The organism is Brevibacillus fortis (assembly GCF_003013395.1).
GTDB classification, from domain to species: Bacteria; Bacillota; Bacilli; order Brevibacillales; family Brevibacillaceae; genus Brevibacillus; species Brevibacillus fortis.
The window spans coordinates 35,124-58,836 of record NZ_PXZM01000005.1 but is presented as its reverse complement, the minus strand read 5'-3'; the positions used below and the strand labels follow the sequence as shown (position 1 = coordinate 58,836).

Sequence of the window (23,713 nt, the reverse complement as noted above, 5' to 3'; positions counted from 1 at the left end):
CTCTTTCTAGAAGAAAGGGACGCTCTTTGCGAAAAAATATGTCAAGTTTTAGGTGGCGATACGTGTGCAAGCATCAACACTGGCGGCTCTCAAGGAGCTCGCTTTGCAATGCGCCCGTTCAGCGGGTGAGCTGAGTCTGAAGCGAATGAAGGAGCCTTTTACCGTCGAGTATAAAACATCAGCCTCCGATCTAGTTACAGCCGTAGATAAAGAAGTAGAGAATCACGTCATTAAGATGATTCAGGCACGTTTCCCTGATCACGGAATTTTGGGAGAAGAGAGTGCACATGCTGAGGATTACAAGCAGTATGACACGCTTTGGATCATCGACCCGATTGATGGCACGACCAATTTTGTTCATCAGCAAATCAATTTTTCCGTTTCCATTGCCGTCTATCATAAGGGAGAGGGAATGGTCGGAGCGGTTTACGATCCTTCCAGAGACGAGTTGTTTTATGCGGTAAAAGGGGGAGGGGCTTTTCTCAATGATCGTCCCTTGCAGGTGAATCGAGCAGTGAGCCTGGAACAAGCTTTGTTATGCACGAGCGTATTTTGGAACAAGCGTGCTGAGCAGATCGGCATCGATTTGATCGTGAAAAAGCTTGCCGGGAAGGTTCGCGGTATGCGCCTGTTAGGAAGCGCCGCTCTAGAGATGGCGTATGTGGCTGCAGGAAGACTGGATGGCTATGTCAGTATGCAGCTCAATGCGTGGGATTTCGGGGCAGCTCGCATTATTGTGGAGGAAGCGGGCGGTCGGGTGACGACCATGATGGGGACAGCACTGCCGTACGACCAAAAGAGCAGCGTGATGGCTTGCAACCCGACTTTTTATGAGGAGCTGCAGCATTTCCTGAAATCTGAACAGACCGATGTACCCTCACAAAATTAAGTGTCACAAGAACCCGCTGGCTATGCGAATCCAGCGGGTTTTCTTTTGCTATGCAAGTTGGGTTTTCGTTTGGACGTCGGTTGCATATGCTATAGAAACATAGCCGGAAGACGAGCAGCAACTGTATTTGCTACGAAGGCGGCTTGTCCGAACAAGGGGGGATAACCGTGACCCTGATCGAGGAAAGTGTACAGTTGATCCTTCAGCATCAAGCGAGTACCGGGGCGTATCTCGCTTCACCCGCATTTGTCCACTATCAGTATGCGTGGCTCCGTGATGGAACATTTACGGCATATGCGATGAACCGTACCGGCAACCATGGGAGCGCCCGCAAGTTTTACCAATGGTGCGATTATGTGATCCGAAAGCATGAGACAAAAGCAAGAGCAGCCATTTCGGCAGTAAAAGCAGGACAAGACAACAATGATGCGGGAAACAACCGCTTTTTGCATACGCGCTATACAGTTGACGGAGAAGAAGTAGCAGGGGAATGGGGCAGCTTTCAGCTCGATGGCTACGGGACCTGGCTGTGGGGGCTGGCAGAGCATGTACAGATGAGTGGGGAGCATGACTTGATTCACGAGCTGAGGCCATCTATTGAACTGACGATTGACTATGTAGCGGCGTGTTGGCAGCTCCCTAACTTTGATTGCTGGGAAGAGGGAGGAGACCGAATCCACCCGGTGACGCTAGGAGCCATTTATGCCGGGATCAAGTCGATGGAGCCTTATTTGTCCGACCGAGCTTCCGAACTCGCGCAGCTAGGAGAGACGATTCGCCAGTTCATATACGAGCATGGCACAGCCAACGGGCGATTGATAAAATCCGTCGGGGATCATTCTGTGGATGCCAGTCTTCTCTGGCTGGCCCTGCCGTTTGGGATTGTCACCGTGGATGATCCGCTTATGATCCGAACAGTGCAGGCCATAGAAGAGGATCTGCGCGCAGGATACGGCGTGCATCGCTACAAGGTCGATACGTATTACGGCGGGGGGCAGTGGCTGCTGTTATCTGCGTGGTTGGGGTGGTATTACGTGAAAACGGGCAGGCGTGAAGAAGCGGAAAAGATAGCAGCGTGGATGGCTACCCAGCGTCAAGCGGGCGGACTGCCTGAACAAGTGCAGGAGCATTTACTTTCTCCGGCTCATTTTGAGACATGGGTGGAGAGGGCAGGCTATCCCGCTGTGCCGCTTCTTTGGTCGCATGCGATGTTTCTCGTGCTGGCGGCAGAGCTTGGCATTCAGAACTAACCAGGAAGAGTGTCTTCCAGGTTTTTCTTATTACTGACATCTATTGACACCATTTCTTACTATGCTCATCTCAGGACCGAACTAAGTGGCGATGGTGGCTTTCGGCTAGTTTGCAACCTTTTCTCGTCAAACGAATTCGCAAGGGAAGCACTGGTGCTTCGTCGGTTGAGAGAGTCGTACGCAATTTCCACAGCTTGTTGGGAGAGAGCAGCATCCAAAAGGTCGCTAGGCATCCGCAAAGCAAAACGGTGGTCCTTCCAAAATCCAAGCACTTGATGCCGATCGATGCGCCGGTAGCGACAAGCATGGAAATACTAGCGTTTCTAAAAGGTTTGGTTCTTGACTAATTGGTTTGGCGCGTAAGTTCCATGCCTTTTACATATTGCTGGCTGTGAACGGCGAACTCTGCGGTCAGTGGGGAGATCGACTGCCAGTTGCGCACTGCGAGCATCACTTCCCTTGTAATCGGGGGCGACAGCGGGATCGCTACGACTTTGGGGATGACAGGTGGCATGTACAGCTCAGGCATGATCGTTACGCCAATATACTCCTGAACCATGGTCAAAATCGTATACACCTCACGCACTTCAAACGTAACGGTTGGGTTAATGTGATTCTCTTGCAGCATTTTTCGGATGCAGCCATCCTTTGGCATGATAAAACAACGCTCCGCAATTTCAGAAAACCGCAGGGTTTGGCTGTCTTTCAACGGATGGGTATCTGGCAAAATGACCATCATCTCGTCTTGCAAGAGCGGCAATGTCTGCATTTCCTTGTCAGGTAGGACGGTAAAGGCGATGTCGACAACCGAGCTGTGCAGCCAGTTGCTAATTTCATCACTATCCCCTTCCAAAAGCATGATGTCCACGGCAGGAAATCGCTTGCGAAAGCTGCCCAACAGTCCGGGCAAAAAGCGGGAGGCGACGCTGGGGATCGAGGCAATACGCAGGGTGCCAGACGTAATCCCGCGGGCCACGTTTGCTTCCTCCGTCATGCACGATGTGATGTTCAAAATGTCGCGGGCGTGCGCAAGCATTCGCTCTCCGATGCTCGTCGGAGTAATCCCGCTGCGGCTTCGTTGAAAAAGACTGACGCCCAATTCTTTTTCTAGGGTTTGAATCATTTGCGAGACGGCGGATTGCGTAAAGCCGATTTCCTCTGCTGCCCGCGTGAAGCTTCCAGCTTTTGCTGCCGCGACAAACACTTGCAGTTGGGTAAGTGTCATGTCCCCTCGTTCCTTTTCATTAGTTTTTTCTTATGAGAAATATTATAAACCATTGTTTTACTAATGGAAAAGAGCTTCGTATAGTAAATGACATCACCACCAAGTTATTACGAGGAGGAACATAGATGCATCCCGAATGGCAGCGAATTGCAAATGAATTTATCGAGGCGACCTCTTACCGGGTGGGCGAGCTGGAAAAAGGCTGGGCCTCTCGTTACGATTTTTCAAAAAGACCAGCAACGTACTTGCGCTATGAAGAGGCATTTGTACGCATTGAATTGGGCAAGCCTCAGTTTCCGGCGACCGTAGATTTGTGGGAGGTTTTCGCCAATCGAAGATCCAAGCGTAATTTCTTGAAGCAACCGATGACCCTTAACGAATTGAATCTCCTGCTGTGGGGTACACAGGGCATCACAGATGATATGGGAGACTATCAATTGCGCACGACACCGTCTGCCGGGGCTTTGTATCCGATTGAGACGTACCTGATGATTAACAACGTGGAGGGCCTGGAGAAGGGCCTGTATCACCTGGATGTACAGAATTGGTGCTTGGAAGGACTGAAGAGAGAAGACACGTCCGAGATCGCCTATCTGTTCACAGAAGAACAAGAGGTGACGAGACGGGCTGCTGTCAATTTTGTTTGGACAGCGATGGTCGATCGGACGAAGGATAAATACAAAGAGCGTGCATATCGCTATATTTGGTGGGATTCCGGGCACGTATCGCAGAACCTGCATTTGGTAGCAAATGGACTGGGGCTTGGGGTAACGACGATTGGTCATTGGATGGATCATGACATGAACGAGTATTTAGGCATTGATGGTAAGACCCATTTGTCTGTTTTGATGGCATCAGTGGGCAAAATCGCAGGTGGGCATTGGCTGAAGGACCGTCGACCGGAATAAGCAGCAAAAAAGGATGGGCGCAAGATGCCGCATCCTTTTTTCGTTCATGATGGTGTGCCAAGTACGATGTCATGTGCAGAAAGTGTATCGCGCAGAACGGTCGCCATGAGCTGGTAGCCGAGGACATGCGGATGAAGTCCGTCGTCAGCCAATTCCGTGTGTAATGTGATGCCATCTGCGTCCGTCATGCGGGAGTGATAATCGACATAGAGACAGTCTCTTTGTTCAGCAATCGCTTGAAAACGTTCATTGATCGTGATGACGAGTTGGTTTCGCTCATGGTTGCGTGCGTATCGGTCCATGCATGTAGGCAAAAGGGAACCAAGAACGGGCTGAATGCTTTGCTCGAGAGCAGCATGCACCATTGCTTCTACATCACTGGTCACCTGTTGGTAAATCTCTTGAGGTGTCAGTCGGTCGGAAGGCAAGAATGTATCCAACGCCCACGTATTGTTAATCCCGATCATGATCACCACGTACCGTGGCTTCAATTGAAGGACATCCGCGGCAAAACGTCTGCGGGCCTGTTCGGTTGTGTCACCGCCGATTCCACGATTCACGATCGTCTGAGCGGACCGGCCAAAAAAGGTAGCGAGATCCCACCAATGCGTGATGGAATCGCCGAAAAAAACAAAATCGACTGGCTGCTGGTGGAAGAGCAGCGCTTCATTATGAAAGTCAAATTCGTTGCGTCGTCTGTCTGCTGGCGCATCGATACTGAAAAATCCGGGCTTTATGAGAGCTGGGCGCTGTTCGTCCAAGCTACATCCCTCCTCGTCCAAAAGTTTACCATATCCCTGTAAGCGCGGTGTGCAGTTTCGTTTACTTCTTACTTGATTTTGCCGAGTGTAAACGATAACATATGTTCTGAATAAGATTGATAACCATTATCAAATGTGGGAGTCTAAGAGAAGAGGGTGACCGTTATGTCCATTTCCAAAATCATTCGAGAGCGCCGCTCTATTAAAAAAGACTATAAACCAGATACTGTGTCCGAAGAACTTGTGCTGGAGCTGTTGAATGACGCTGTGTATGCGCCGAACCATGGTATTCGTGAGCCATGGAGATTTTTGTTTGTATCTTCCGAGAAAAAAGAAGCGTTTGTTGAGAAGTTGATCACCTGCTATCCGTCAGAAGCCCATCAGGCGCGCAGAGACATGTACAACCAACCGGCAGCTTATTTGGTTATCATCATGAAAGAAGATCCGCGTCAAAAACAATGGGAAGAGGATTTCAGTGCGACAGCAGCTCTCATTCAAAACTTTCAGTTGCTCGCATGGGAGCGTGGATTAGGCGTAGTCTGGAAAACAAACGCGCACAACTGGGACCCGAAGGCCCATGCCATCTTGGGTGTTGCACCAGGAGAGAAAATCGTTGGTTTCCTGCACCTCGGTTTTTTCGATCAGGAAAATGTACCAGCAGCACGCACACGCACACTTGCCGAAGAAAAGTTCACTCGGTTCGAATAAATGGAAAAAAACGAGACCAATCTGAGGTCTCGTTTTTTCGTGATAACTGGACGACTTCCTGCTACACTAGTGCTTGATTATGTTTACGTAACTTGAAATATGCGATTAGGGTGTATGACATGAGGGTTTTTTGGACGTTACAAAACCAAGAAGTGTGGGAATTGGCTCGAGAACGGGGGTTTTTACAAGGGGACCGAAAACATGCGATGTTCCCTAAGGAATACGAATGGATGATTCATCAGATGAAAAAAAGAGTAGCAAAGTATGGGGGAGAATACCCGATTTGGTTATGGGTGGATAAGCCTGATTTGAGGGGCACAGGCTATTTTGAAAGTGGAGTCCAGTTCGTTCGCATCAAAGTAGAATTGGATGAACAAGAGGTTTTACTCTCTGACTATGATGAATGGCATATGGTATTAAATAATGACTTCTTAGCTAACAGTGAGCAGGAATATGAAGAATATCATCAAGGAAAAGGTACGATTTCAAAAGAGGAAAGCTGGGAGCGTATCTTTGCGTGGAATAGAAGGCGAGATTCCAGTTGGGATGCCTATGAGGATAGAGAATTGCAAGGAACAACGGGGAGAATAGACATAGCGAATGTCAAAAGTGTCGAGTACTTTCTTGCAAGGTAAATGTTGCTCACATTCGAGGCACACGCTTGCTGAAGAAAAAACGAGACCATTCGAAGGTCTCGTTTTTTTGCAATTACTTTGCTGCTGCTTCCTGCGCTACGACTTTTACCATGCTTGAAATGATCCCCAGATGAATGGACTCGTGCATGACGGCAAAGTTAAAAACTTCTCCAACCGTCGTAAACTGGAAGGGACCCATTGTAATGGGGGCTGGCAATGCTGCCTCTAGCTCGTCAGGGGTGACGGAGGACAACAGTTCAAGCTGTACGGACAAGTAGTGAATCAGCTCATCTTTCGAGGGTGGTGCAGTCGTCCAGTCAGAAGGCTTCGTTCCCGTCTGAAAAAGAGTAGCGTAAGAAGCGGGCAGGTCAGATTGGTAAGGCAAGCCGATGGACAGGAAATGTTGAAAACAAAAGACGATATGTCCGATATTCCAGCGAAGTGTATTTGAAAAAGCGGGGGATTGAACATCCAATAGCTCCTCAGGAATCAACGGAATCTGTTGTAGGCCAATTTGACGAACGGATGTGGCTGTAGTGATCATGCTTTGAGACATGAGACAAACCTCCCTATCATTTTCCTATGATTGACAGTGATCTTACCGTCAACTAAAGTGTACGTCGTAGGGGAAAATGCAACAATCATGCTTTTCCGATTAGAATGATTAGTGAAAATGATAATGGGCACAAGAGGTGAAGCAATGGAGCTCAGGCAATTGGAGTATTTTATGGCAATATGTGAGGAAATGCATTTTTCCCGGGCCTCAGAAAAGCTATGTACCTCGCAGTCAAATCTTAGCCAGCAAATCAAGTTTTTAGAGAGTGAGCTGGGTGTCCCGCTGTTTGACCGCTTAGGTAAGCGAATCACGCTGACAGAAGCAGGAAAGGTATTGCTGGAACAGAGTCGGCATGTTTTTTCCCATATCGACTACGCACGTGAGGCAATTGCAGCCATGAAAAACAACGAAGGGGGCACGCTCGCGATCGGTGTCCTGCCTGGCGATGCCGACTTGTTGTTTGATGCTCTTCTTGTAGAATTCCACCGCTTGTATCCCAAAACATCCTTATCCGTCATTGAGTCTACAAGCATAGTGGAGCAAGTCACATCCGGCGAGATTGATTTGGGCGTGACTGTGTTACCTGAGCCGGATGAGAGAATCACTGTCATTCCGCTTTTTCACGAAGAGTTCGCGCTTGCGGTTCATACCGCACATCCACTTGCCAAGGAAAAGGCAATTAAGTTTGAGCAGCTTCAAGATGTAAAAATGGTGATGTTTCCGTCGGATCATCAAGCGAGACAGCTCATCAATCGCTTTTGCTTACAGGAAGGCTTTCGTTTGCAGCCTCATATCGAAACGACCACACTTTTGTCTCTATTGACTCTTGTCAAAAAGGGGATCGGGGGCTGCATTCTGCCTAGCTTATTGCTGCAAAATGTAAACGACGACGACATTGCGATCATCAACCTCTTGCATCCGACCCCCAGCCAAGACATCTGTTTGGTTTATCGCAGGGACAAATATATGGGGTTCGCCGCTCGTACCTTCATCGATACACTACAAGCGTATATTCAATCGGCCATCGACAACGCCCATGCGCCCACCACGAATAAAAATCGCTCGTAAGATTTTCCTATCCTTGGTAAAATGCATATCATTACGAACCTTACGATCTGGTCGATGGGAGGAAGTTCACATGCATCCAAAAAAAGTCCCCCGTTAATCCCGAGGTCCTCCATTCATGTATTTGTGTCAGCTACCCCAAAATATATCAAGGGAGATGTACGTAAATGAACATGAATGGACCTGTAAAAATATCTCGAAGTGAACGATTTCAAACCTGCCAAGAAATAGCTGCGAGATTACATGAAGTGTACAAAGAAAAAGTTCTCGCTATTGGGGTGTATGGTTCCATTTCTCGAGGGACAGATGGGCCTTATTCGGATATCGAGATGTTTTGTGTATTAGAAGAATCAGGGGAAGAAATAGAATTTAGCTACGAATGGTCAGCGGGACCTTGGAAGGCTGAAGTAAATGTGTGCAGTGCAGACGTCCTGCTGAACACTGCCGCTACTGTCGAGGATGATTGGCCGCTGACACATGGCCCATTCGTTTCGCCGCTGCGTCTATATGATCCGAAGGCCTATTTTGAAACGCTCAAAAAAGCCGCAGAATCACCAGCAAGAGAAGCGTTTACCGAAGCAATCAACGGTATTCTCGTAGGGGAAATGTACGAGTTTATTGGCAAATTGCGAAACGTAAATCTAAACGGCCCACATACCTATCTGCCCTACTTGGCTATGGAGTTTGCCCAATACGGTGCGATGTTGATCGGGCTGCATAACCGAAAGCTTTACTCGACAGGGGCCAAGGTTTTGCCGGAAGCGCTGGAATTGCCGCATCGTCCGGCTGGATTCGATCAAGTAGCCAGATTGATGATGGCGGGGGATCTGACTGATCCAGCAAAAATCGTTAGCGCTTGCGAAGCATTCTGGGATGGTCTCCAAGAGTGGGCTGCTCGACATCACTATGAGATTCATTCAGAGCGAATCCCTTTTTAATCGATAAAAAACAAACGAGACCCCTTGCACGAGGGGTCTCGACTTACCAAGAAAGCCTTGCTTCCTAGCGAGGCTTTTACTTTTGGGGCTTACTCCACTTTACCACTCAGATGCTCATGAATGAGTTTCCATTCCTCTGTCTCTGTTTTCGTAAAAATATTCGTGGCTCTACCACTTCCCGTGACGAATCCCCCGTTGTAATAGCCTTGATATCGATACGTATACACGCAGCTAGCGGACCTTTGATCGACAGCAATCCACTGGACATCCGTAGCCGCATAAACTTCATCCTTGATCAGATGCCATGCATTTTCAAAATAAGCGCGGATCTCACTCATGGATGTGCAAGTCTTGTCGGAAAACCAGTAAATGGCATTCGGATGAAGCATTTTTGCTACATTGGCAAAGTCATGTGTATTGGTAGCGTCAATATATTGTGCTAACGCCTGTTTATACCCTTCCACGAAATAATCCCTCTCTCCACTAAAAATGGTCTATTTATCCATATTTTATCTGTTTGAGGCAAAGAAAAAAAGCCCGCCCGATGTAGAAGGGGGCTATTCGGGCGGAAATGGAGGACGTAATGTCCATCGTAGGGTCTGACACATTCATGATAGATGTCTGATGTTAAGGAAGAGTAGAGAGAACATGAAGCATTTGTTAATTTTTAGGCTTTGGATAATTGCGGAGGGCAAGCACCCGTTTTTTCCTATTTGGCCGACGGAATAGACAGGCATCCATACAGGAGAGATGAGATCGTCATAAGCTGAATGGAGTACCGATCCTTGCCAGCAGATCGGTGCTTCCATCTGATTACCTCGAAAGGAGTGGAAGTGCATGGGTTGCGGTCGTGGTGGCTTTTTCGGGGGAGGTTTTATTTGGATTCTCATCATCGTTTTTCTAGTATTTTGCTTCCTTGATGATTAAGGCTTTATTAGCAAAGAAAAGACTCTGTGCTCTTATACAAGAGGCAGAGTCTTTTCTTTGGTGACTACTTCAAATGCTGCAAAAACTGACGTGTACGTTCCTCACGAGGCTGTGCGAACAAATTGGAAGGGGTATCTCTCTCAACGATGAAGCCTTGGTCCATGAAAATCACCTCGTCGGCAACTTCCCGGGCGAATCCCATCTCGTGCGTGACGACGATCATCGTCATGCCTTCCTGGGCTAGTTCTTTCATGACCTTTAACACTTCGCCAACGAGCTCCGGGTCGAGAGCGGAGGTAGGCTCGTCAAACAGCATGACTTGCGGGTCCATCGCTAGTGCACGAGCAATCCCTACACGCTGCTGCTGTCCGCCAGACAACTGTGCAGGATAATGGTCCAGCTTGTCACCGAGACCTACTTTTGACAGGAGAGCAGCGGCTTTCGCACGCGCTTTTTCTTTGTCAACTTTTTTGACAGTGACAGGCCCCTCCATCACATTTTCAACGGCTGTCATGTGCGGGAACAGATTGTAGTTTTGAAACACCATCCCGGTCTGCTTCCGCAGTTTCGGAATACTCGTTCTCTCCACTTTTTTGGAAAAGTCCAGCTTGACGTCGCCGATCTGGACGCTGCCGCTGGTCGGAATCTCAAGTGCATTCAGGCAGCGGAGCAAGGTTGTTTTCCCGGAGCCAGAAGGACCGATGATAACGACTACCTTTCCTTTTTCCACCGAGAGGGAAATGCCTTTGAGTACATGTAAGGTGTTGAATTGTTTATGCACATCCGTAATCGTAATCATGCGAAATTCACCTGCTTTTTAGACATAACGGTCCAGCTTGTTTTCGATGCGATCCTGAATAATGGAGAGTACGAAGCAAATCATCCAGTAGATAAGGGCCGCTTCCACATAGACGAGCAGCGGCTCATAGGTCGCAGCGACGACTTCTTGGGCTTTGCGAAACATCTCTGGTACCAGAACGACGGAAGCCAGGGAAGTATCCTTGACCAAACTAATAAACGAGTTGGACAAAGGAGGAATGGAGACGCGAGCTGCCTGAGGGAGCACGACTCTACGCAGTGCTTGCCAGTAAGTCATCCCCACAGAGTAGGCTGCTTCCCATTGCCCTTTGTGAATGGATAAGATCGCGGCACGTACCACCTCGGAAGAATAGGCACCGACGCTGAGAGAGAAGCCGATGATTGCCGATGGTATCGGATCGATCATCAAGCCGATGCTCGGCAAGCCATAAAAAATGATGAACAATTGGACCAATAAAGGGGTACCGCGAATGATCGATACATAAACGCGTGCGATGGCAATCAGCGGCTTTATGCCGGATAGACGTGCCAGCGCAGTGAGAACCGCAATGATCAGACCAATGAAAAAGGAAGCGATGGCGATTGTCAAAGAATAGAGCAAGGCTCCTTTCAACAGAGGAAGAAAGGAGCTTTGCGCGATATCCATCCATCGGTTCAGGCGTTCTGGGTTTTCAAAGAAGCTACTTAGAGACATCTGCACCAAACCATTTCTCTGATATTTTTGCGAGGGTACCATCTTTCGTCATGTCATCCAGCGCTTTGTTGAATGCATCAACCAGCTCTGTGCTGCCCTTGCGGAAGAGGAAGCCGTTTTTCGCTACGTTCGGATCTTTTGCGATAATTTTGATAGGAACATCAGGCTTTTGCTTCATGAAGTCCAACAGGGAAATCCCATCGTTGATCGTAATGTCTACACGCTTGGAAACAAGCAAGTCTATCGCTTGGTTAAAGCCTTCCACACCAACGATTTCCGCTCCGTTTTTCTTCGCGATATCTGTGAGGTTGCTTGTCAGTGTTTGCGCTGCTTTTAGGCCTTTAATATCCTCGAAGCCTTTTACGGTCGTGTTGTCTTTATGGGTGACGAGGACCGCTGTGGATACTGTGTATGGATTGGAGAAATCGTATTTTTCCTGACGATCAGGACGAATGCCTACCTGATTCGCTACGACATCAAAGCGCTTGGAGTCGAGTCCAGCGAACATCGCATCCCATTGTGTTTCTTGAAAAACAGGCTCTACGCCGATGCGCTTCGCTACCTCTGTCACGACCTCCACATCATAGCCAGTCAGCTTGCCAGACTGATCGTGGAACGTAAACGGCGCGTACGTTCCCTCGGTTCCGATCAGGAGTTTACCGTCAGCTTTTACTTTTTCCAACAAGTTTTGTTCTTTTTTCTCTTCTGTTGGGGCAGGAGCGGCACTATTTTGCGGTGGCTGTCCCGTTGAAGACGACCCACAACCTGCCAATGCGACTAACAGAGTGGAAGCGAGAAGCGAAAATAATAGTTTTTTCATAAATTAACCCCCACTAAACCGATGTGAATTTGAATAGGAACATACTAAAAGGGACAGACAATTTTGTCAATGTCTAAGAATTACTTCGTGATATCCTCACCGAACCATTTAATGGAAATTTTGGAAAGAGTGCCGTCCTGCTGCATCTCATCGAGCGCCTTGTTAATCGCATCAATCAATTCCGTGCTGCCTTTGCGGAACATGAAAGCGGTTGGTTGGCCCTCTGTATTTTTGGTCACGATTTTAATTGGCGTATCCGGCTTTTGCTTCAGGAAATCAAGCACGGACAAATTATCGTTGAGCACGACGTCCACGCGTTTTTGTGCGATCAGGTCAATCGCCTGATTGAAGTTGTCTACACCGACGATTTCTGCCTCATTGGCGCGTGCGAGGTCAGCGTAGTTGCTCGTCATGGATTGTCCGGCTTTTAAGCCTTTAATATCCTTGAAGTCTTTGACGGTGTCATTGTCCTTGTGAGTCACTAGAACCGCGCGAGAAATCGTATACGGCTTGGAGAAGTCGTACTTTTCCTGACGATCAGGACGAACTCCTACTTGGTTGGCAATCACGTCAAAGCGCTTGGAGTCGAGTCCGGCAAACATCGCATCCCATTGTGTCTCCTGGAAGACTGGCTCTACACCGAGTCGCTTGGCTACTTCCGTGACAACCTCCACATCATAGCCGGTCAATTTGCCCGACTGATCATGATACGTAAAAGGAGAGTATGTACCTTCCGTACCGATGACGAGTTTTTTCTCGGCTTTTACTTTTTCCAGCAAATTTTGAGAAGCTGCCTGATCAGCAGGCGGTGTCGTATTATTCGGCTGAGAAGGAGAACCGGAAGTGCTACAACCGGTCATTCCCAGTAGCAGACAAGATAGTAAGGTAGACAGAATGACTTTTTTCATGGTGACAATCCCCTTTATGTTAATCGGATTTCATGGATTCATAGTAGTGCTCGAAAATACCTTTGTCAATCTTTAAATTACTAAATCCTATTTGATTACTATGAATTTAAATGAACGAGGTTTTATGTAGCTGCGGTAAGGAGAAGAATATTCCAGTCTAGGCTCCAGGCTCCGTCCCGCTGGGGAGCCTAGACTGTCCGCTCCGAATGGATTCGCGGGGAAACGCAAAAGGGTAGCCGCTTCGTAGCTCGGGCACGTTGCGTTTCTTTTGCCCGCAAATCCCTTCTCCGCTTGGGAGGACTCCACAAGTCGCTACGTCTGGAAATATTCTTCTCTGTCGTAACTGAATACGTTCTTCATTCTTTTTTTAAAAAACCCGATGAACTCGGAAAGCTCGTAGAGGAAACAGGAGAAATAAGCGAAGATCTTAGGGACACCGACCGAGACGGAATGCAAAAAGCGAAACACGTCTTTAAGCGTCCACCTCTGAAATACATCCTGAAATGACCACTTTGGACGCGGTTTCGCTTTTTGCATGGAGTCGTGCAGTCAATCCCTCAGGGGGTGGCCCTAGAAGCTGAGCGTTTTCTCCTGTTTCCTCCCCACCACTACAGCAACGCTCACACTTGTTATCTCTTTTAAGATTCTCCATTCATGCGGTGGCTATGTGCATGAGACCAAAACTCGTCGCACAAGTAGTGGTTGAGGTTCCTTGTCAAGAAGCGTACAATTAGTACGAAATGAAAGGCCTACAAGCAATGACGTGCTTGTTCTTCATAGGAGAGCGCACCGACAAAAGGAGTCAACCAACATGTTAAACGACTGGCGTATGTATACAGATGGAAGTGGAATGGAGCAAAAGCATGTAGCTTGGCATGAAGTGCTGAAGGAAATCGCTCAATTGGATGGAGTCACACGGACGTTGGTTCACGCAGCGTATGGAGACCATGTGGATCTGGTCGTAGGAGGCGGGAACAACGGCAAAGTATTGGTGCAGTGGAAAGAACACGAGCCTGTTGAACAGCATTTTGTGCTTGCGGCAGACAAGCAATCGGCGGTGATGTCCACGCTCGTCATCGAGGGTAGTGAGGTTGCCTTTCCCCTTTCCTGGTGTGTTCCGCTTGAGCAAGTTGTTCCATTATGCGGGGACTTGCTGAGAACATGTGAAAAAGGGGAGCCGACCGAACTCGAATGGCTTCCGGTAGAGATGTAGGCAGGAGGACAGCATGGAACTACAAACGTTGCAGCAGTCCATCCTCATCATGGCCGTCATCATTGGGATCGGTAGCTTAATCGGCTACCGGCAACCCTTGACTGCAGACTCCCGCCAGCTCGTCATCACGATTATTATAAACGTTGCCATGCCGTGCATTATTTTAGACGGGATCTTTCAGACAACCATTGATCAACAAATTTTATACCAAATTTTTGCAATATTCGTCATTTCGATTATCCTAAACTGCCTGGGCATTTTCATCGGCTGGTTAGGTGCGCGTGCCCTTCCGCTTCCTGTGAAAAAACGTCGAGAGATTGCGCTCTTGTCCGGCTTGGGGAATACAGGCTTTATCGGTTTGCCGCTTTGTGCGGCATTGTTTGGGCCAAAAGGGGCGCTCTTGGCTGCTATTTTCGACGCAGGTGTGGATGTTGTGCTCTGGACAGTGGGCGTGATGATGCTCCAGGAAAAAGGAAGCTTCTCCTTGAAAGGGCTAAAAACACTCATCAACATCCCCATGATCGCGATCGTATTCGGACTCGGTTCTGCCATCATTGGGTTTGTGCCACCTGAGCCTGTGAAGCAACTGTTTGGAACGCTGTCCAAGCTCGCCTCTCCGTTAGCCATGATGTACATTGGTATGCTCTTGCCTATGTTTTTGCGCAACAAACCGCAAGTGTCATTGAAGCTTTTGAGTATGCCACTTACGTTTAAATTAGTTGTTTTTCCGCTGATGACGGCGTTTCTTTTGTCCGCTTTTTCTTTCGACAGCGATATCGTCAGCGTATCCCTCGTGCAAGTAGCAATGCCCACCCTGACATTGGCCTCGATCTTGTTCGGGCGCTATGCGGCAGATGAGGAGATGGGTGCCATGACGACGGTTTGTTCCACCTTGCTGGCGCTCTTGTCCATCCCGGTTGTTCTGGTCATGGGAAATTGGCTCTTGCACTAATCTTTTGCCAATCTCAGTCATAGTGAAACGAATCAGAGGAAACCTATGTCTAACAAGTAAAGAATGACGAAAATGATGAGCAGGGATGGAGGAACAACAATGAAAGGTAAATCGATTCTGGCTGTTGCACTGACACTCCAGGTGTTGGCGGCTTATCCTGTGCAGGCGGCAGTGTCTAGCACACCACAAACAACCTCAGCTCCAATACTGGTAAACGGAGAGCAAGCTTCCTTGGCAAAAGCACCACTTCTCGTCCAGCAGCGTACGTATGTCTCCGCCGAGGATGCGAGCCGGATTTTAGAAGGCACTTGGAAACAAGATGCAACGAATGGAGAAATGAAGCTGGCAAAAGGTACGCTGACGTTTCAACTCGCTACAGGAAAAGTAGCGTTGAATGGCAAGTCGCTGCAAGATGGGCAGGGCGCAATCGTGCATGACAAGCAAGTGTTTTTGCCTCTGAGATGGATGGCAGAGCAGGCCGGACATCAAATCACGTGGAATGCCGAGAAAAAGGCGGTGGAAATTGTGGTTGCCGGGGAAGAGAGTGCCTTTACACTTGTCGATGCTGATAAGCTGACAGAACAGGAACGTACGTTTATTGACTCGGTAAAAGAACAGCAAGGCATTCACAAGCAAGGTGATCTTTACGTCATCGCACGCGGCTCCTCACCGAATCCTGGCTACGGATTAGAAGTAACCAAAGTCGAGCAGAGCTGGGAGCAGCTTTTTGTGTATGTCAAACAAACGCTGCCTGATCCAGGCAGAATGTACCCGCAAGTGATTTCCTATCCGTATCTGGCGGCAAAAGTGAAGCTGCCACCTTACACGACGGTTGTATTTCTAGATGCAGAGACTAAGAAGCCGTTGTTTGCCACAGACAGCAACGGAAGTCGATAAGAAAGTCGGGGACACGACGCAGAGGGCCAGCTAGTGCGGAACACTTAGCAGGCCCTCTTGTTTTTGTGTGACTCCTGATGTAAGATATGGTTGTGATTTCCTATCCCTTGAGAAATGGAGGTGTATGTACGTGTTCGGAACTCTGCAAGCATGGTTTGTGGTAGAAACTTCCAGTATGACGCATGATTTTACATTCAACGGGACCAGTCTGTCCTTTTTTGCGCATACAACTGAATGGAGTTTCCATAGGCGTACCATGCATCGATCAGGGGCGGTTTGTTCTTGTATATGATGGGTAACTGACGTAAGGTCGGTCCCTTTCACGATGCCGCAGGTAATGGCCTGCGGCTTTTTTGCGTCCACTCGCACGTGCGGGATGGTCTCAAAAATTGTGCCGGGGCCACCAGGAAATCCATTATTTTGAACCGTTACCAACATTTCTAGGGGGAACAACCATGATTATTGTCGCGACACAGCAATTACAGAAATCGTACGGAGCAGATCCGGTTTTACAAGATATCACATTGGAAATCAAGGCAGGCGAACGCGTCGGGATCGTCGGACCGAATGGAGCAGGCAAAACCACTTTGTTCAAGCTGCTGGCAGGTATAGAAAGCCCCGATTCTGGTGAGCTTTTTCGGGCGAAAGGAACGATATGGGCGTACCTGCCGCAAACGCCACAGTATCCGGCCGATTGGACGGGGGAGGATGTTGTTGCCAGTGCTTTTGCCGATGTTATCAAGCTGCAGGAGCAGATGCGCGAGCTCGAGCAGCAGATGGGATTGCTTTTCGAAAATGAACAAGAGCTAAACCGCCTCATGCTGCGCTATCAAAAGCTGCAAGATGAATTCGAACAACAGGATGGCTATCAGTGGGAGACGAAAATGACCCAGGTGACACAGGGTTTGGGAGTTAGTTCTGAGCTGTTAGCTACGCCTTTTGCCCAACTCAGCGGTGGGGAAAAGACGAAGGCTGGCCTTGCAAAGCTACTCTGCCAGCAAAGCGATGTTCTGCTCCTAGATGAGCCGACCAATCATTTGGATGTGGAGTCGATGGAGTGGCTAGAGGAGTTTTTGAAAAATTATCAGGGCACGATTCTAATCATCTCCCATGACCGTTATTTTTTGGATGCCGTCGTGACGTCTGTCTATCATGTGGACGGGGGAGAAGCCGAATTCTATATTGGCAATTACAGTGCGTTTGCCACGGAGCGTGAAGAGCGCTTGCTGCGCCAGTTTGCCGCTTATCAGGAACAACAGAAGCAGATCAAAAAAATGAAAGAAACGATCAAACGGCTCAAGGAGTGGGGTAATCGCTCCAATCCTCCGAACGAGGCTTTTCACCGAAGGGCGAAAAGCATGGAAAAGGCGCTGGCACGGATTGAACGCATCGAGCGACCGAAAATGGAAGCGGATCGCATGGGCTTGCAGTTTATGAAGACTGACCGAAGCGGGCAGGATGTGCTGAAAGCGACGGGGGTACAGAAAACATTTGGCGGAAAACAGTTGTTTGCAGACGCTAGCTTTTTATTGCGCTTTGGTGAGCGAAAAGCACTGCTCGGACCAAATGGATGTGGGAAATCTACGCTGATTCGCATGCTGTTAGGAGAGGTTCAGCCAGACGTAGGTACGCTCAAAATTGGCAGCAGCGTTAAGGTAGGCTACTTGTCACAGCAAGCGTTGGAAGGGGATCAAAACCAGCGGCTGATTGACGTTTTCCGTGAGGTTGCCAGAGTAACGGAGCCGGAAGCACGACATTTACTGGCACGGTTTATGTTTTACGGCGAACAAGTTTTCAAGCGGATCGGACAGCTGAGCGGCGGAGAGCGAATGCGACTGCGATTGGCACAAATGATGCACCAGGAGATCAACCTGCTCATTCTCGACGAACCGACCAACCATCTGGATATTGAAGCGCGAGAAACATTGGAGGAAGCATTGGCGGATTTTCACGGGTCGTTGTTTATCATCTCGCATGATCGCTATTTCCTGCAAAAGATGGCAGATGGTGTGTTTTGGGTAGAAAATAAGCGGCTGGTTCACGATGTGGGTACCTATGAGGAAGCAAGGGAAAAGCAAAAACAAAGGATCGCTGCTCGAGCTGGTAAGCCGGAGGAGATAGAGAGAAAGCAGCCAGCAGTCAAACAAGTTCAAGAGTCAGTTGTGACAAATGCAACCACCAAACGACTGAACCCATACAAGTTAGCAGAGCTCGAACAAAAAATAGCCTTGTTAGAAGAAAGAAAAGGTGCACTGACGGTCTTGCTCCAAAGTGAAGGGGCAGATTACGAGCAGTTAGTAGCTTGGCAACTGGAGATAGATCAGGTACAGAAGGAGATAGATGTAACCTTTTCGGCTTGGATGGAGTTACAGGAACATTAGGCTGGAATAAAAATAGCACCGCTAGCAGAGTGTTGAATGCTGGCGGTGCTTCATTTTGTATGACTTACGATTGCGCTTGTGTGCTTGGGTCTGGCAGGCGACGATAGCTGCTGACGAACCAGAGGAGGAGAAGTGCCATCAAGACCCCTCCGAGGAAGAAGGGACCGCTGTGGGAGACTTGGTAAACCGCTCCGCCTGCTAATGGACCCAAGATGCGTCCAAGGCTGTCCATCGAGCTGATTGCCCCACTCGTCACGCCTTGTCCTTGCGTCGTTCGTTGGGTGATCATCGCTGTGGCTGTCGCTCTGATCATTCCTTGACCCGCTCCGAATAGCGAGAGAATCAATGCCAGTACCCAAAAGTTACCCGACAGAGGAATGGCGAAAAATCCAATGCCGTAAAGAATCATCCCAATGACGAGGACACTTGCCTCGCCTAGCTGCTTGACCATTCTTCCGATGAGCCCGCCTTGTACCGCGGCAGCGATCAAGCCCATGACGAGAAACATATAGCCGAGGTCTTTGGAGGTGAAGCCGTACAAATCACTTATGTACAGGGCAAAAGTCGTTTCCAGTCCGGAAAAAGCAAAGGAGACGGTGAACAAAATACCGTACAGCAAGGACATGGAACCGAACAAAGAGACGAGCGGATTTTGCCGCTGTTCTTTTTGCAGATTCGCCCGTTTTTCTTTCGGCAAGCTCTCTGGCAAGACAAACAGGATCAGGAAAAACGTAAGCAACGCCACGATACCCGAAGCGTAGAAGGGAACAGCAAAGCCGAATTCACTGAGCAGTCCGCCAATTACCGGACCGAAGACAAAGCTAAGCCCAATCCCGGCGCCAATGACCCCCATCCCTTTAGCTCGTTCTTCTGAAGGGAACAGATCCGCCACCATAGCGGTTACCGTTGGCAATGCGGCAGCAGAGACGATTCCACCCAAAATGCGATACAGGAGCATTTCTGTGTAACTGTCAGCTAGCCCAAACAGGATAAAGGTGATGGAAAAGCCGAACAGCCCGAACGATATGAGTGGCTTTCGCCCGATTTTGTCTGAAAGTGCTCCCCAAATCGGTGCAAACACCAACTGCATAATATTGTAGCTGGCAAAAAGCATGCCGATTTGAAACGAAGTCGCACCCAATTTTTCCGCGAAAAAGGGGAGAATGGGGATAATGATGCCAAAACCGAGCATGATGAAAAAAGCAATAAAGAACAAGAGGGCAAGGTGCTTCTTATTCACTACGTCTACCTCGTTTCCAACAAAAATCTTTTCAAGCTGATTGTTTGCTTTTTCCACCTTACGTGAAGGAAAAGGCGAAGTCAAGCCAACAACGTGGGCAGTTATTGCGAGACGTGCTATAATGGAAAAGAAATAAGAATGGCTACCTATATTGTCAAGTATATATCCATGAGGTGTTTGTTACATGTCTACTGCGATGCTTTACTACCTGGCCTGGCATGAAGATGATTGGCTGGATGAAGTGCTCGATCGTTTTCCTGAGATCAACGCCATTGTGCCTTCGGTCAAAACGTTTGAGTTGCTGGCTAAACAAAGAGAGTCCAAAGAAGTTGAACGAGCTGTCCTCGTTCTGAATGCAGCTATCGAACAGGAAAGATGCAAGGAGTTTTTGCGCTTGTGTCAAGAACATCCACAGTTGTCCGCGGCCCCTTTGTATATCGTCGGATTGAAACCGGAAGAGGAGGAGGCGTGGCAAGAAGCGTATCCATACGCGAAGATCATCGTCATTACCGGCTTTGCTGTCGAGTTTGATTACGATGCCGTCCTCGCAAGGATGGAAATCGATCTGGAGGGAGCTCATTGAAAATAAACCCGAATGAATTCGATTTGAAGGCGTTTCTGCACCGTTTCGGATTGGTTATTTATACAGGCGATCCTGAAGGGGATTTGCTGTTGATAGAAGATGAAATTCGGGAGCTATATGAGCTGAACGTCATTGACAAGGAAGAGTTCATTGAAGCCATGTCAGCGTTGCGCAGCAAGCGTAAGGCTGATGGAAGAGAATAGAGTGTAAGTACGTGTTTGCCAAGCCGTGTGTATGCGGGAGTTGGTGAACACGTTTTTTTGTGGTCATATCCTATAGTGAAATGGAATGTTGCAACTTTATACCTACTTTTTTAAATCAGTCCTGCGTTCGGTACCCATCATGTGGGCATTATTTCCTTTTTGGCAAGAACAGTTATTAATGATTTCAGATTTCGACAGGTACGATACAATTAATATGTGAACTGGTACAATTATTTCGTACCAAATGAACTCAACAGGGAGATAGTAGTTATGACCAACTGGAAGAATATTAAGATTGATGGAGTAAGCAGTATTGACAAATGCGTGGCAGAATTCCGTATTATGGAAACTGGATTTGGACGAACTCCATCTGGTAAGTTCAAAGTGAAAATATTTGAGGAACAAGATGGACATTTCTATGGTATTACAAATATTGGAGTAAAGAGACTTGATGATGAACCGGCTGTACTTGGTTTGGGAACAGGTAAAAGTATCGAAGAAGCATTAAAAAATACTGTTGACGCTTTCGTGCAAGAGATGAATTTTAAAGAACAGTTAACAGATGATGATTTTGAATGGGCTGAACTTGACGATTTTTAATTTAATCCTATTTGATTTGTAAAACGCCTAGTTCTTAGAACTAGGCGTTTTCAAGAGATACTCATCAATGCTGTTAACGAGACTCGAAGAACTCATCAATTTCTGCTTTTCTCTTAAAATAGACTTCTTTAGCATGTGCTTCACGTTCGATTAAATCTTCGTAGTGGTTTTCATCAAGAACCATCTCTTCATATCCCCAAATGGCAGGTATTTTATGATTTTTTCGATCTCCGAAGTACCAGTTTGGTGGAAGGGTATGGTCTGTGATAACAAACAATTCGGATGGATACCAGTTTGGTTTGTTAGATCTTTTGTTGTGGAGCAAGAAACGCAATGAATTTTCACATTGAAACATCCCATATACAGTAAGTTCGTCGCCGAGTTCTACAGAAAATTGGGTTTGTTCGCTGTATAAAAATCTATCTCCATAGTAATTTGTAACATCTTTACCTAAGGTATGGATACATTTTACTTTCAATCAACATTCTCCTTAGTTCTGAGAAGTATGTCCTCTGATTTCAATGCATTAATGATACGGGGGCAGAGTTAATCTTTGAATTTGAAGTCTTCATATACTTTTAAGCTTTTGTTGTAGACAAAATGAATCTCTACATCTTTATTAGGTCCATAGTCATCTCTGCCCATCTTCACCCAACCATCCTCTGCAGGCCAGCGTGGGTCTTTCATAACTGTATTGTATTTCTCTGCATTTTTAGGATTATTTCTTGCTTGCTCCATTGCCTTTCTTTCATTGTTAGTATTCGGGGTAGTTCTACCAGTTGAACCAGGGGCGAACATGATGATATCTTTTGCCCTATTAAGAACGATCAGGTTTTTGCCGTCATTATAACGTTTGGTTTTCAAAGCCAAAGCATATTTTCTATATTTTCCGGCACTATTAACGTAGTCCGCTACTGATGAGAAGTCCATGTAGTCCATTTTTCTTTTCCAGGTTCTATACTCCATAACGGCATTCATTGCTGGAAAATCAAAACCCGCGTCATCCCAATAACGTACATATTCATTGCCTAATAAACCATGGACAGTTTCATAACTGAGCTCCTCAGTCAAATCTGGGTCGTCGCCTCTACCTTTTTTTGCCCTTACATTCACTTCATTCGCTTCAGTTTGTACGGTTATTTCATCATTATTCTCTTCAGTTTGCGACTTTACTTCAACAGTAGTGACTTTGCTGCTCTCTACAACCTCATTAGCTGACACATTTTGTGTTGTGACTACACCAGTCATTAACACTACTGAAGCTATTGCCGCAGTAAACAGGCGTTTAAACATTTTCATTGTGTGAATCTTCCCCTTTAATATGATTGTTTATACTTTCGAAAAAAATATAGCACACTGACGTTGTCGAAAATTGTCATAATTTAACTTTTATTAAAATGTTTTTATTTAAAATATAAATAATCTACATATCTTTCTGAGTTTATAAAATAATACCTCTGAACGATAAGGTATCGTCCATATATCTAACTAACTGCACTTGCCAATAAACACTTCAAAAAATTTGTTAAATCTCTAGTGAAGGGAACGTCATAAACAAAACCATTTTATAAACCTAAAAAGCTCATTCCACTTTGAACGTAAAGAGGGAATGAGCTTTTTTGCGCACTTCGTAAGAAATTCTTCAGAAATACTTATCACTTTCTTAAGGATTTCTGTCTTCTTTTGAAAGGTTTACCCGTTAGGATAGAGTACAGAGAGAAAGGAGGCGGCACAGGTGGAGTTTACAGGGTATTACGCACGATTCTGGGAGATGGTTACAGGCATGCTGGGAAAATTCTTCATTCCTGATGAGATTACGGTCATGACCGTGGGGGCACAGGTTGCTAATACAGGGGCGGACTTTTTTACAGCATTTGCAGTCATATACCCTGTTTTTTTCATCGTTTCTTTCGTGGGGTACTTGCTGGGAGCGAGTGCATTTGGCTGGATGACCCGGAATCTGGGCTTGCGTGCTGATTTACTGTCGGCATTGCGTGGGTCAATGGGCTGGCTGCTCGCTTTTGGAATCTTTCTTCCGATTATTCGTCATATCGTGCCTATTCTCGCCGGTGCCAGCCGAATGCCGTTTCGGCAGTTCCTTCTATTCTTTTTGCCGAGCAGTATCGTTTGGACCTTGCATTACTTTGTCGCAGGCTATTGGTTCTTTGATCAACTGGATATAATGGTTGCGGGAGTTTATCAATATAGCAAAATTACGCTGACGATCGTTTGTTTCGCAGGGTTTTCGTTCCTCATGATTCGCCAATTGCAGCGTCTTGGTGGAATGAAAGGACCTAGAACGAATAAGCAACCACCTGTTTCGTAATATTTACGAATTCCTTAGAGTTTGGCGCCTGTCTGTCCATAAATATTTTGGATAGCAGGCGTCTTTTTGTCATGGAAATAGATTTTCGTTATGTTCTGATATTTTTAAAAGTTTGCGAAAAAAGAAGTTTACATATGGTAATAGTGGGGTAGATTACCAAATGTCGTCGTGTCATGAATTTTCATTTTTTCAATTTGTGTGATTGGAGGCTTTTG

Annotated in this window: 27 protein-coding genes; 16 read left to right on the top strand and 11 right to left on the bottom strand. The window is 47.2% G+C overall.

Annotated elements, in window-relative coordinates; translation table 11 throughout:
* Positions 1-64: 64 nt before the first annotated feature.
* From C7R93_RS05450 to C7R93_RS05440, 3 genes are all read left to right on the top strand, one after another.
* Positions 65-889 carry an inositol monophosphatase family protein gene (locus C7R93_RS05450; RefSeq protein WP_106837863.1) on the top strand — a complete coding sequence of 275 codons (825 nt, stop codon included), beginning with the start codon at positions 65-67 and terminating at the stop codon, positions 887-889.
* A 167-nt stretch (positions 890-1,056) separates the two neighbouring features.
* Positions 1,057-2,139, top strand: coding sequence for a glycoside hydrolase family 15 protein (locus C7R93_RS05445; protein WP_106837862.1), 1,083 nt, complete (start codon positions 1,057-1,059; stop codon positions 2,137-2,139).
* A 110-nt stretch (positions 2,140-2,249) separates the two neighbouring features.
* Positions 2,250-2,486: a hypothetical protein gene (locus C7R93_RS05440; RefSeq protein ID WP_106837861.1), complete on the top strand. Its 237-nt coding sequence runs from the start codon at positions 2,250-2,252 to the stop codon at positions 2,484-2,486.
* Here the strand turns inward: C7R93_RS05440 and C7R93_RS05435 are convergent.
* Complete coding sequence (locus C7R93_RS05435) at positions 2,483-3,364, bottom strand: LysR family transcriptional regulator (protein ID WP_106837860.1); 882 nt, start codon at positions 3,362-3,364, stop codon at positions 2,483-2,485. The two genes, C7R93_RS05440 and C7R93_RS05435, sit on opposite strands and share 4 nt — an antisense overlap.
* 125 nt (positions 3,365-3,489) lie before the next feature.
* On the opposite strand from C7R93_RS05435, the gene C7R93_RS05430 reads away from it, so the two are divergent.
* A complete protein-coding gene (locus C7R93_RS05430; RefSeq protein WP_106837859.1) occupies positions 3,490-4,272 on the top strand; it encodes a SagB/ThcOx family dehydrogenase in 783 nt (260 codons plus the stop codon).
* Between the two features lie 44 nt (positions 4,273-4,316).
* Here C7R93_RS05430 and C7R93_RS05425 read toward each other — a convergent pair whose 3' ends face one another.
* Positions 4,317-5,033 carry a GDSL-type esterase/lipase family protein gene (locus C7R93_RS05425; protein ID WP_106837858.1) on the bottom strand — a complete coding sequence of 239 codons (717 nt, stop codon included), beginning with the start codon at positions 5,031-5,033 and terminating at the stop codon, positions 4,317-4,319.
* Positions 5,034-5,198: 165 nt separating this feature from the next.
* Here C7R93_RS05425 and C7R93_RS05420 point away from each other — a divergent pair, with 165 nt between their 5' ends.
* Complete coding sequence (locus C7R93_RS05420; protein ID WP_106837857.1) at positions 5,199-5,741, top strand: nitroreductase family protein; 543 nt, start codon at positions 5,199-5,201, stop codon at positions 5,739-5,741.
* 119 nt (positions 5,742-5,860) lie between these two features.
* Positions 5,861-6,376, top strand: a complete 516-nt coding sequence (locus tag C7R93_RS05415) for a DUF3841 domain-containing protein (RefSeq protein ID WP_106837856.1) — start codon at positions 5,861-5,863, stop codon at positions 6,374-6,376.
* Positions 6,377-6,449: 73 nt separating this feature from the next.
* On the opposite strand, the gene C7R93_RS05410 is transcribed toward C7R93_RS05415, so the two are convergent.
* Positions 6,450-6,932 carry a DinB family protein gene (locus C7R93_RS05410; protein WP_106837855.1) on the bottom strand — a complete coding sequence of 161 codons (483 nt, stop codon included), beginning with the start codon at positions 6,930-6,932 and terminating at the stop codon, positions 6,450-6,452.
* A 144-nt stretch (positions 6,933-7,076) separates the two neighbouring features.
* Here C7R93_RS05410 and C7R93_RS05405 point away from each other — a divergent pair, with 144 nt between their 5' ends.
* Complete coding sequence (locus C7R93_RS05405) at positions 7,077-8,000, top strand: LysR family transcriptional regulator (RefSeq protein WP_106837854.1); 924 nt, start codon at positions 7,077-7,079, stop codon at positions 7,998-8,000.
* Positions 8,001-8,164: 164 nt separating this feature from the next.
* Positions 8,165-8,935, top strand: a complete 771-nt coding sequence (locus C7R93_RS05400; protein WP_106837853.1) for an ANT(4')-I family aminoglycoside nucleotidyltransferase — start codon at positions 8,165-8,167, stop codon at positions 8,933-8,935.
* 89 nt (positions 8,936-9,024) lie between these two features.
* Here the strand turns inward: C7R93_RS05400 and C7R93_RS05395 are convergent, their stop codons facing one another.
* The 5 genes from C7R93_RS05395 to C7R93_RS05375 form a co-directional block, all read right to left on the bottom strand.
* Positions 9,025-9,399, bottom strand: a complete 375-nt coding sequence (locus C7R93_RS05395; RefSeq protein WP_106837852.1) for a YybH family protein — start codon at positions 9,397-9,399, stop codon at positions 9,025-9,027.
* A gap of 527 nt (positions 9,400-9,926) precedes the next feature.
* On the bottom strand, positions 9,927-10,661 hold the full coding sequence (locus C7R93_RS05390) for an amino acid ABC transporter ATP-binding protein (protein ID WP_106837851.1): 735 nt from the start codon (positions 10,659-10,661) through the stop codon (positions 9,927-9,929).
* An 18-nt stretch (positions 10,662-10,679) separates the two neighbouring features.
* Complete coding sequence (locus C7R93_RS05385) at positions 10,680-11,375, bottom strand: amino acid ABC transporter permease (RefSeq protein WP_106837887.1); 696 nt, start codon at positions 11,373-11,375, stop codon at positions 10,680-10,682.
* The gene (locus C7R93_RS05380) at positions 11,362-12,195 is read right to left on the bottom strand and encodes an amino acid ABC transporter substrate-binding protein (RefSeq protein WP_106837850.1); all 834 of its coding nucleotides are present in this window, start codon (positions 12,193-12,195) and stop codon (positions 11,362-11,364) included. The genes C7R93_RS05385 and C7R93_RS05380 overlap by 14 nt, the downstream gene beginning before the upstream one ends.
* Before the next feature lie 80 nt (positions 12,196-12,275).
* Positions 12,276-13,103, bottom strand: a complete 828-nt coding sequence (locus tag C7R93_RS05375; protein WP_106837849.1) for an amino acid ABC transporter substrate-binding protein — start codon at positions 13,101-13,103, stop codon at positions 12,276-12,278.
* Between the two features lie 811 nt (positions 13,104-13,914).
* On the opposite strand from C7R93_RS05375, the gene C7R93_RS05365 reads away from it, so the two are divergent.
* From C7R93_RS05365 to abc-f, 4 genes are all read left to right on the top strand, one after another.
* The gene (locus tag C7R93_RS05365; protein ID WP_106837848.1) at positions 13,915-14,316 is read left to right on the top strand and encodes a hypothetical protein; all 402 of its coding nucleotides are present in this window, start codon (positions 13,915-13,917) and stop codon (positions 14,314-14,316) included.
* A 13-nt stretch (positions 14,317-14,329) separates the two neighbouring features.
* Entirely contained in the window at positions 14,330-15,268 is a 939-nt protein-coding gene (locus C7R93_RS05360) for an AEC family transporter (RefSeq protein ID WP_106837847.1), read from the top strand.
* A gap of 99 nt (positions 15,269-15,367) precedes the next feature.
* A complete protein-coding gene (locus tag C7R93_RS05355) occupies positions 15,368-16,165 on the top strand; it encodes a stalk domain-containing protein (protein WP_106837846.1) in 798 nt (265 codons plus the stop codon).
* Between the two features lie 455 nt (positions 16,166-16,620).
* Complete coding sequence (abc-f, locus tag C7R93_RS05350; protein WP_106837845.1) at positions 16,621-18,546, top strand: ribosomal protection-like ABC-F family protein; 1,926 nt, start codon at positions 16,621-16,623, stop codon at positions 18,544-18,546.
* Between the two features lie 64 nt (positions 18,547-18,610).
* Here abc-f and C7R93_RS05345 read toward each other — a convergent pair whose 3' ends face one another.
* Positions 18,611-19,948, bottom strand: coding sequence for an MFS transporter (locus C7R93_RS05345; RefSeq protein WP_106837844.1), 1,338 nt, complete (start codon positions 19,946-19,948; stop codon positions 18,611-18,613).
* A 22-nt stretch (positions 19,949-19,970) separates the two neighbouring features.
* On the opposite strand from C7R93_RS05345, the gene C7R93_RS05340 reads away from it, so the two are divergent.
* From C7R93_RS05340 to C7R93_RS05330, 3 genes are all read left to right on the top strand, one after another.
* Positions 19,971-20,369 (top strand): hypothetical protein, encoded by a 399-nt coding sequence (locus tag C7R93_RS05340; protein WP_106837843.1) that lies wholly within the window; start codon positions 19,971-19,973, stop codon positions 20,367-20,369.
* Complete coding sequence (locus C7R93_RS05335) at positions 20,366-20,572, top strand: YqgQ family protein (protein ID WP_106837842.1); 207 nt, start codon at positions 20,366-20,368, stop codon at positions 20,570-20,572. Before C7R93_RS05340 ends, C7R93_RS05335 begins: the two co-directional genes overlap by 4 nt.
* Before the next feature lie 270 nt (positions 20,573-20,842).
* Entirely contained in the window at positions 20,843-21,172 is a 330-nt protein-coding gene (locus C7R93_RS05330) for a hypothetical protein (RefSeq protein WP_106837841.1), read from the top strand.
* A 73-nt stretch (positions 21,173-21,245) separates the two neighbouring features.
* On the opposite strand, the gene C7R93_RS05325 is transcribed toward C7R93_RS05330, so the two are convergent.
* The gene (locus C7R93_RS05325; protein WP_017250596.1) at positions 21,246-21,650 is read right to left on the bottom strand and encodes a hypothetical protein; all 405 of its coding nucleotides are present in this window, start codon (positions 21,648-21,650) and stop codon (positions 21,246-21,248) included.
* Positions 21,651-21,718: 68 nt separating this feature from the next.
* On the bottom strand, positions 21,719-22,471 hold the full coding sequence (locus C7R93_RS05320) for a hypothetical protein (protein ID WP_106837840.1): 753 nt from the start codon (positions 22,469-22,471) through the stop codon (positions 21,719-21,721).
* Positions 22,472-22,907: 436 nt separating this feature from the next.
* Between C7R93_RS05320 and C7R93_RS05315 the strand changes: the two genes are divergently transcribed.
* On the top strand, positions 22,908-23,498 hold the full coding sequence (locus C7R93_RS05315; protein ID WP_106837839.1) for a DedA family protein: 591 nt from the start codon (positions 22,908-22,910) through the stop codon (positions 23,496-23,498).
* Positions 23,499-23,713: the final 215 nt, after the last annotated feature.

What these genes read in the sequence shown, in the direction of transcription:
- C7R93_RS05405 (WP_106837854.1), top strand. Translation starts at nt 7,077, where the DNA reads ATGGAGCTCAGGCAATTGGAGTATTTTATGGCAATATGTGAGGAAATG.
- C7R93_RS05400 (WP_106837853.1), top strand. Translation starts at nt 8,165, where the DNA reads ATGAACATGAATGGACCTGTAAAAATATCTCGAAGTGAACGATTTCAA.
- C7R93_RS05320 (WP_106837840.1), bottom strand. Translation starts at nt 22,471, where the DNA reads ATGAAAATGTTTAAACGCCTGTTTACTGCGGCAATAGCTTCAGTAGTG.
- C7R93_RS05380 (WP_106837850.1), bottom strand. Translation starts at nt 12,195, where the DNA reads ATGAAAAAACTATTATTTTCGCTTCTCGCTTCCACTCTGTTAGTCGCA.
- C7R93_RS05435 (WP_106837860.1), bottom strand. Translation starts at nt 3,364, where the DNA reads ATGACACTTACCCAACTGCAAGTGTTTGTCGCGGCAGCAAAAGCTGGA.
- C7R93_RS05375 (WP_106837849.1), bottom strand. Translation starts at nt 13,103, where the DNA reads ATGAAAAAAGTCATTCTGTCTACCTTACTATCTTGTCTGCTACTGGGA.
- C7R93_RS05420 (WP_106837857.1), top strand. Translation starts at nt 5,199, where the DNA reads ATGTCCATTTCCAAAATCATTCGAGAGCGCCGCTCTATTAAAAAAGAC.
- abc-f (WP_106837845.1), top strand. Translation starts at nt 16,621, where the DNA reads ATGATTATTGTCGCGACACAGCAATTACAGAAATCGTACGGAGCAGAT.
- C7R93_RS05365 (WP_106837848.1), top strand. Translation starts at nt 13,915, where the DNA reads ATGTTAAACGACTGGCGTATGTATACAGATGGAAGTGGAATGGAGCAA.
- C7R93_RS05390 (WP_106837851.1), bottom strand. Translation starts at nt 10,661, where the DNA reads ATGATTACGATTACGGATGTGCATAAACAATTCAACACCTTACATGTA.
- C7R93_RS05355 (WP_106837846.1), top strand. Translation starts at nt 15,368, where the DNA reads ATGAAAGGTAAATCGATTCTGGCTGTTGCACTGACACTCCAGGTGTTG.
- C7R93_RS05385 (WP_106837887.1), bottom strand. Translation starts at nt 11,375, where the DNA reads ATGTCTCTAAGTAGCTTCTTTGAAAACCCAGAACGCCTGAACCGATGG.
- C7R93_RS05340 (WP_106837843.1), top strand. Translation starts at nt 19,971, where the DNA reads ATGTCTACTGCGATGCTTTACTACCTGGCCTGGCATGAAGATGATTGG.
- C7R93_RS05410 (WP_106837855.1), bottom strand. Translation starts at nt 6,932, where the DNA reads ATGTCTCAAAGCATGATCACTACAGCCACATCCGTTCGTCAAATTGGC.
- C7R93_RS05330 (WP_106837841.1), top strand. Translation starts at nt 20,843, where the DNA reads ATGACCAACTGGAAGAATATTAAGATTGATGGAGTAAGCAGTATTGAC.
- C7R93_RS05430 (WP_106837859.1), top strand. Translation starts at nt 3,490, where the DNA reads ATGCATCCCGAATGGCAGCGAATTGCAAATGAATTTATCGAGGCGACC.
- C7R93_RS05360 (WP_106837847.1), top strand. Translation starts at nt 14,330, where the DNA reads ATGGAACTACAAACGTTGCAGCAGTCCATCCTCATCATGGCCGTCATC.
- C7R93_RS05415 (WP_106837856.1), top strand. Translation starts at nt 5,861, where the DNA reads ATGAGGGTTTTTTGGACGTTACAAAACCAAGAAGTGTGGGAATTGGCT.